The organism is Streptomyces sp. 5-10 (assembly GCF_014712245.1).
In the GTDB taxonomy this organism is placed as follows: Bacteria; Actinomycetota; Actinomycetes; order Streptomycetales; family Streptomycetaceae; genus Streptomyces; species Streptomyces violaceusniger.
On the sequence record NZ_JACVYG010000013.1, the window covers coordinates 171,248 to 177,718 of the forward strand.

A 6,471-nucleotide genomic window follows, 5' to 3' on the forward strand; every position below is an offset into this window, starting at 1 on the left:
ATCCCGACCATCCGAATCGCCGCATGAAGGGCACGGGGAGCCGCTGTGGAACCGATCATCATCGTCCTGATCATCCTCGTGGTGCTGGTCTTCATCGCACTGATCAAGACGATCCAGGTCATCCCGCAGGCCAGTGCCGCCATCGTGGAGCGCTTCGGACGCTACACACGCACCCTCAACGCGGGCCTCAACATCGTCGTCCCGTTCATCGACTCGATCCGCAACCGCGTCGACCTCCGTGAACAGGTCGTGCCCTTCCCCCCGCAGCCGGTGATCACCCAGGACAACCTGGTGGTGAACATCGACACCGTCATCTACTACCAGGTGACCGACGCCCGCGCCGCCACCTACGAAGTGGCCAGCTACATCCAGGCGATCGAGCAGCTGACCGTCACCACCCTGCGGAACATCATCGGCGGCATGGACCTCGAGCGCACCCTGACCTCCCGCGAGGAGATCAACGCGGCGCTGCGCGGCGTCCTCGACGAGGCCACCGGCAAGTGGGGCATCCGCGTCAACCGCGTCGAGCTCAAGGCCATCGAGCCGCCCACCTCCATCCAGGACTCGATGGAGAAGCAGATGCGCGCCGACCGTGACAAGCGCGCCGCGATCCTCCAGGCCGAAGGTGTCCGGCAGTCCGAGATCCTGCGCGCCGAGGGCGAGAAGCAGTCCGCGATCCTGCGGGCCGAGGGTGAGTCCAAGGCCGCCGCGCTGCGCGCCGAGGGCGAGGCCCAGGCCATCCGTACGGTCTTCGAGTCCATCCACGCAGGAGACCCGGACCAGAAGCTGCTCTCGTACCAGTACCTCCAGATGCTGCCGAAGATCGCCGAGGGCGACGCCAACAAGCTCTGGATCGTGCCCAGCGAGATCGGCGACGCCCTCAAGGGCCTCGGCGGGGCCATGGGCAACTTCGGCCCGTTGACCGGCGGCGGGAACGGCGGTGGCACCCCCACCGCCACCGGTAAGGAGCCCGCCCCGCGCCGCGAACAGCCCACGATCGACTGAACGGACGGCGGCGGGGCGGCCCTCCAGCCGCCTTCCGCCAGCGGATGGGACTCAGGCGGGCAGCGCCAGCCACTCCGGCAGACCGTCCCGCTCCGCCGCCCCCAGCGCCAGCAGCAGCGCATCCGAGGGCGTCGGCTCGAACGGAGCCTTGAGCAGCCGCATCCCCGCCTGCTCCGGAGTCCGGTCCGCCTTACGGTGGTTGTCCTCGGCACACGAGGCGACCGTATTCAGCCAGGTGTCCCCGCCCCCGCGCGACCGCGGCACCACATGGTCCACGGTCGTCGCCCGGCGGCCGCAGTACGCGCACCGGTGCTGGTCCCGGACCAGCACCCCGCGCCGCGACCACGGGGCACGTCTTCGGAACGGCACCCGTACGTAACGGCAGAGCCGGATCACCCGTGGCAACGGCAGATCGACGTCCGCGGCCCGCACCCGCAGCCCCGGGTGGGCGTGTTCGACGACGGCCTTGTCCTGGAGGACCAGCACCACGGCGCGCCGCAGCGTGACCGTCGCCAGCGGCTCGAAGCTCGCGTTCAGTACCAGCGTCTCGCGCATCCCGACCACCCCCGCATCCCGGTGTCCCGGTCCCGCGCCGGAGATCGGCGGGACCGGGATCAACTCTGGCCGGGAGCCTGGCCGAGAACAACGCAATTTCGCCGCGTCAGCCCGCGGCAGGCACCTCGTACTCCCCGATCAACTGGGCCCGGCCCAGCGTGTGGAACCGCAGATTGAAGCCGACCACCGCGGGCGAGGCGTCCGCGTCCGGGCCCAGCTTCTCGGTGTCCACCGCGTAGACGGTGAACACATAGCGGTGCGGACCGTCCCCGGGCGGCGGCGCGGCCCCGCCGAAGTCACGCGTCCCGTAGTCGTTACGCGCCTGGACGGCACCCGCGGGCAGGCCCGTGAAGCCACCGCTGCCCGCACCCGCCGGAAGCTCGGTGACCGTGGCCGGGATGTCGAACACCACCCAGTGCCAGAACCCGCTGCCCGTCGGCGCGTCCGGGTCGAAGCACGTCACGGCGAAGCTCTTCGTCCCCTCCGGGAAACCCTCCCAGCGCAGCTGCGGAGAGGTGTTCCCCTCCGCATGCACCTGAGCGGACTTGAGCGTGCCGCCCGGTGCCACATCGTCGCTCACCACCGTGAACGACGGCACCGGCGGATGGAAGTCATGGGGGAGCGGGGGCCGGTTCTGCTCGGACACGTCGAGAACCTCCTCGTAGTCGCAGTGGATCATCTGCGCGGCCAGCCTAACGAGACCGGTGCCCGGCGGACTGGCACCATGGCGCCCATGACCGGCCCCACCCTCGCCCTCCACCTGCGCCTCGACGGCGTGACGGACAAGGACGGCTTCCTCGCCCGCTGCGCCAGGGACCTGCGCTTCCCCGACTGGTACGGGCGGAATTGGGATGCCCTCGCCGACTGCGTGACCGATCTGTCCTGGTGGGCCGAGGGCGGCGAGCCCAGCGGCTGTCTGCTGGACATCCAGGGCTGGCCGGCCTTCCGCGACGCGGACCCCGACGCCGCCGCGATCGCGGCGGACATCCTGGCCGACGCGGAGGCGTACTGGGCGGCGCGGGGACGGCCCCTGGTGGTGCGCTACGACGACGGCCCCTGAGGGTACGAGGCCCCTGAGGGTACGAGGACGGCCCTGCCGGGGACCGTGGGGCCCTCGCACACCGACGCGGGGCCCTCACACACGGACGCCGGGCCCTCACACACGGACGCGGGGCGTGCACCGAGCTGCCTTCGGTGCACGCCCCGCGCGGAAGTCCGGTCCGGGGAGGGGAACCTCAGAACCAGTTGCGCTTGCCGCCGACCTGGGCGAGCCACTGGTTCAGGTACGCGGCCCAGTCGGTGTCCTGGAAGGTGGCCAGGTTCATGGTGAACGACCGGTAGGTGTCACTGCCCTCGGAGAACAGCCCCGGCTTCTTGTCCATCTCCAGCACCACGTCCATCTCGCGGTCGTCCGCGACGAAGGACAACTCCACCTGGTTCAGGCCCCGGTACTGCTCCGGCGCGTAGAACTCGATCTCCTGGTAGAAGGGCAGCCGCTGGCGGGTGCCACGGATGTGCCCGCGCTCCAGGTCGGCGCTCTTGAACCGGAAGCCGAGGGCGCCGAAGGCGTCCAGGATCGCCTGCTGGGCGGGGAGCGGATGCACATTGACCGGGTCAAGGTCGCCCGAGTCCACCGCGCGCGCGATCGCCAGCTCGGTGGTCACCCCCACGTTCATGCCGGTCAGGTGGCGGCCCATGAACATGGTGATCGGGGTCTCCCACGGAATCTCCAGGCCGAACTGCACCGCGTGCACCGCGCCCGGCTGCACCTCGAACGCGCCCCCCAGCTGCTGCCGGGTGAACTCCACGTCCTGCTTGTACTCCTGGTCGTTGCCCTCCACCTCGACCCGCGCCTGCAGCCCGACCGAGAGCCCCTCGATCTGCTGCGCGACCGAACCGCCCTGGATCCGGACCTCGCCCTGCACAATGCCGCCCGGGACGACGTTCTCCTCGGTCAACACCGTCTCCACCGAAGCGCCACCGGCGCCCAGACTCGCGAGCAGCTTCTTGAAGCCCATGTTCTCCCTCTCAAGGACGCGACTGCGTCTTGACTCGATCGCATTCGATCACTGTTGACACCTAGAAACGCGAAACGGCCGTGGGCGGTTCCGCGGCTCATACCCTTCCAGCGGACCGGTGCCGCCTCCAACCACCGGTTCATATCTGTTCCACTACGCTCGGGGCGCGTGACAGCAGGACCTGACCGCACCCCTCTCGACCGTGCCTTCTTCGACCGACCCGTGCTCGAGGTCGCGCCCGACCTCCTGGGCCGCGTCCTGGTCCGCCGTACCCCGGAGGGACCGATCGAATTGCGCCTGACCGAGGTCGAGGCGTACGCGGGCCCGGCGGACCCCGGCTCGCACGCCTACCGTGGCCGCACCGAGCGCAACGCCGTGATGTTCGGCCCCCCGGGGCATGCGTATGTCTACTTCACCTATGGCATGTGGCACTGCCTCAACCTGGTCTGCGGACCGGAGGGCCACGCCAGCGGGGTGCTGCTGCGCGCGGGCGAGGTGCTGCACGGCCATGAGTGGGCCCATCAGCGCAGGCCGAAGGCGCGCAACGACCATGAGCTGGCCAAGGGCCCGGCCCGGCTGGCCACGGCCCTGGGCGTGGACCGCAGACTGGACGGCAGCGATGTGTGCGGCAGCCCCGATGCCCCGCTCTCCATACTCACCGGCCACCCCGCCCGGCCCGAGCAGGTGCTCAGCGGCCCGCGCACCGGCGTGGGCGGCGAGGGCGCAACCCACCCCTGGCGCTTCTGGATCGACGGCGATCCCTCGGTGAGCCCCTACCGTGCCCACACCCCGCGTCGCCGGAATTCGACGCGCCGTCAGGTCGGAACTTGACTCTGCTGGACGGGACGCCTAACGTAGCCCGAGCCGCTTGAGACGGGCAGCGCTGTCGTCACGATCCCAGGATCGGGTCATCGCCGCCCCGGAGCGGCCAACCACTACGACGATTCCCGAACAGGGTCTTCTTTCGCTGCGCGAAATCAGGGCCCGGGGCTCCGATTAGGAGCCGGGAGGGAAATTCGCTAAAGTAGTGGACACGCCGGAAGGCGCGAAAGACCCCGCTCCAGCAGGGGGCCGGAAACGGAATTCGGATCGGAAACGACCGGAAATCGGGTCTGGTAAGGTTGGAAACACCGAAGGGAAGCGCCCGGAGAAACCGGTGAAACGGTTTCGAAGGAAGCGTCCGTTCCTTGAGAACTCAACAGCGTGCCAAAAGTCAACGCCAGATATGTTGATACCCCGTCCATCGTTTGGACGAGGTTCCTTTGAAGAAAAAACACAGCGAGGACGCTGTGAACCATCGGACTATTCCTCTGGTGGTTCCGCTCTCGTGCAGTGTTGCCGGGATAGCCCGGAAGCATTCACGGAGAGTTTGATCCTGGCTCAGGACGAACGCTGGCGGCGTGCTTAACACATGCAAGTCGAACGATGAACCGGTTTCGGCCGGGGATTAGTGGCGAACGGGTGAGTAACACGTGGGCAATCTGCCCTGCACTCTGGGACAAGCCCTGGAAACGGGGTCTAATACCGGATACGACTGCCGACCGCATGGTCTGGTGGTGGAAAGCTCCGGCGGTGCAGGATGAGCCCGCGGCCTATCAGCTTGTTGGTGGGGTGATGGCCTACCAAGGCGACGACGGGTAGCCGGCCTGAGAGGGCGACCGGCCACACTGGGACTGAGACACGGCCCAGACTCCTACGGGAGGCAGCAGTGGGGAATATTGCACAATGGGCGCAAGCCTGATGCAGCGACGCCGCGTGAGGGATGACGGCCTTCGGGTTGTAAACCTCTTTCAGCAGGGAAGAAGCGCAAGTGACGGTACCTGCAGAAGAAGCGCCGGCTAACTACGTGCCAGCAGCCGCGGTAATACGTAGGGCGCAAGCGTTGTCCGGAATTATTGGGCGTAAAGAGCTCGTAGGCGGCTTGTCGCGTCGGATGTGAAAGCCCGGGGCTTAACTCCGGGTCTGCATTCGATACGGGCAGGCTAGAGTTCGGTAGGGGAGATCGGAATTCCTGGTGTAGCGGTGAAATGCGCAGATATCAGGAGGAACACCGGTGGCGAAGGCGGATCTCTGGGCCGATACTGACGCTGAGGAGCGAAAGCGTGGGGAGCGAACAGGATTAGATACCCTGGTAGTCCACGCCGTAAACGTTGGGAACTAGGTGTGGGCGACATTCCACGTTGTCCGTGCCGCAGCTAACGCATTAAGTTCCCCGCCTGGGGAGTACGGCCGCAAGGCTAAAACTCAAAGGAATTGACGGGGGCCCGCACAAGCGGCGGAGCATGTGGCTTAATTCGACGCAACGCGAAGAACCTTACCAAGGCTTGACATACACCGGAAANCCCCCTTGTGGTCGGTGTACAGGTGGTGCATGGCTGTCGTCAGCTCGTGTCGTGAGATGTTGGGTTAAGTCCCGCAACGAGCGCAACCCTTGTTCTGTGTTGCCAGCATGCCTTTCGGGGTGATGGGGACTCACAGGAGACTGCCGGGGTCAACTCGGAGGAAGGTGGGGACGACGTCAAGTCATCATGCCCCTTATGTCTTGGGCTGCACACGTGCTACAATGGCCGGTACAATGAGCTGCGAAGCCGTGAGGTGGAGCGAATCTCAAAAAGCCGGTCTCAGTTCGGATTGGGGTCTGCAACTCGACCCCATGAAGTCGGAGTCGCTAGTAATCGCAGATCAGCATTGCTGCGGTGAATACGTTCCCGGGCCTTGTACACACCGCCCGTCACGTCACGAAAGTCGGTAACACCCGAAGCCGGTGGCCCAACCCTTGTGGAGGGAGCCGTCGAAGGTGGGACTGGCGATTGGGACGAAGTCGTAACAAGGTAGCCGTACCGGAAGGTGCGGCTGGATCACCTCCTTTCTAAGGAGCACATAGCCGACTGCA

The 6,471-nt window shown here is 66.7% G+C and carries 6 protein-coding genes and 1 rRNA gene; 4 read left to right on the plus strand and 3 right to left on the minus strand.

From position 1 onward, the window contains the following. Positions 1 to 45: 45 nt before the first annotated feature. The gene (locus IEJ02_RS18035) at positions 46 to 1,005 is read left to right on the plus strand and encodes an SPFH domain-containing protein (RefSeq protein ID WP_137977378.1); all 960 of its coding nucleotides are present in this window, start codon (positions 46 to 48) and stop codon (positions 1,003 to 1,005) included. 51 nt (positions 1,006 to 1,056) lie between these two features. Here IEJ02_RS18035 and IEJ02_RS18040 read toward each other — a convergent pair whose 3' ends face one another. Then, positions 1,057 to 1,560: an HNH endonuclease gene (locus IEJ02_RS18040; RefSeq protein ID WP_037963497.1), complete on the minus strand. Its 504-nt coding sequence runs from the start codon at positions 1,558 to 1,560 to the stop codon at positions 1,057 to 1,059. A gap of 106 nt (positions 1,561 to 1,666) precedes the next feature. Further along, positions 1,667 to 2,206 (minus strand): YbhB/YbcL family Raf kinase inhibitor-like protein, encoded by a 540-nt coding sequence (locus tag IEJ02_RS18045; protein ID WP_137977377.1) that lies wholly within the window; start codon positions 2,204 to 2,206, stop codon positions 1,667 to 1,669. An 87-nt stretch (positions 2,207 to 2,293) separates the two neighbouring features. Here IEJ02_RS18045 and IEJ02_RS18050 point away from each other — a divergent pair, with 87 nt between their 5' ends. Then, positions 2,294 to 2,620, plus strand: a complete 327-nt coding sequence (locus IEJ02_RS18050; RefSeq protein WP_223863993.1) for a barstar family protein — start codon at positions 2,294 to 2,296, stop codon at positions 2,618 to 2,620. Between the two features lie 175 nt (positions 2,621 to 2,795). Here the strand turns inward: IEJ02_RS18050 and IEJ02_RS18055 are convergent, their stop codons facing one another. After that, positions 2,796 to 3,578 (minus strand): sporulation protein, encoded by a 783-nt coding sequence (locus IEJ02_RS18055; protein WP_191065799.1) that lies wholly within the window; start codon positions 3,576 to 3,578, stop codon positions 2,796 to 2,798. 168 nt (positions 3,579 to 3,746) lie between these two features. On the opposite strand from IEJ02_RS18055, the gene IEJ02_RS18060 reads away from it, so the two are divergent. Beyond that, a complete protein-coding gene (locus IEJ02_RS18060; protein WP_191065800.1) occupies positions 3,747 to 4,409 on the plus strand; it encodes a DNA-3-methyladenine glycosylase in 663 nt (220 codons plus the stop codon). 526 nt (positions 4,410 to 4,935) lie between these two features. Then, a 16S ribosomal RNA gene (locus IEJ02_RS18065) occupies positions 4,936 to 6,447 on the plus strand. Positions 6,448 to 6,471 lie beyond the last annotated feature (24 nt).

Excerpts from the sequence above, each read along its gene's own strand:
- IEJ02_RS18040 (WP_037963497.1), bottom strand. The coding sequence starts at position 1,560 with ATGCGCGAGACGCTGGTACTGAACGCGAGCTTCGAGCCGCTGGCGACG.
- IEJ02_RS18050 (WP_223863993.1), top strand. The coding sequence starts at position 2,294 with ATGACCGGCCCCACCCTCGCCCTCCACCTGCGCCTCGACGGCGTGACG.
- IEJ02_RS18055 (WP_191065799.1), bottom strand. The coding sequence starts at position 3,578 with ATGGGCTTCAAGAAGCTGCTCGCGAGTCTGGGCGCCGGTGGCGCTTCG.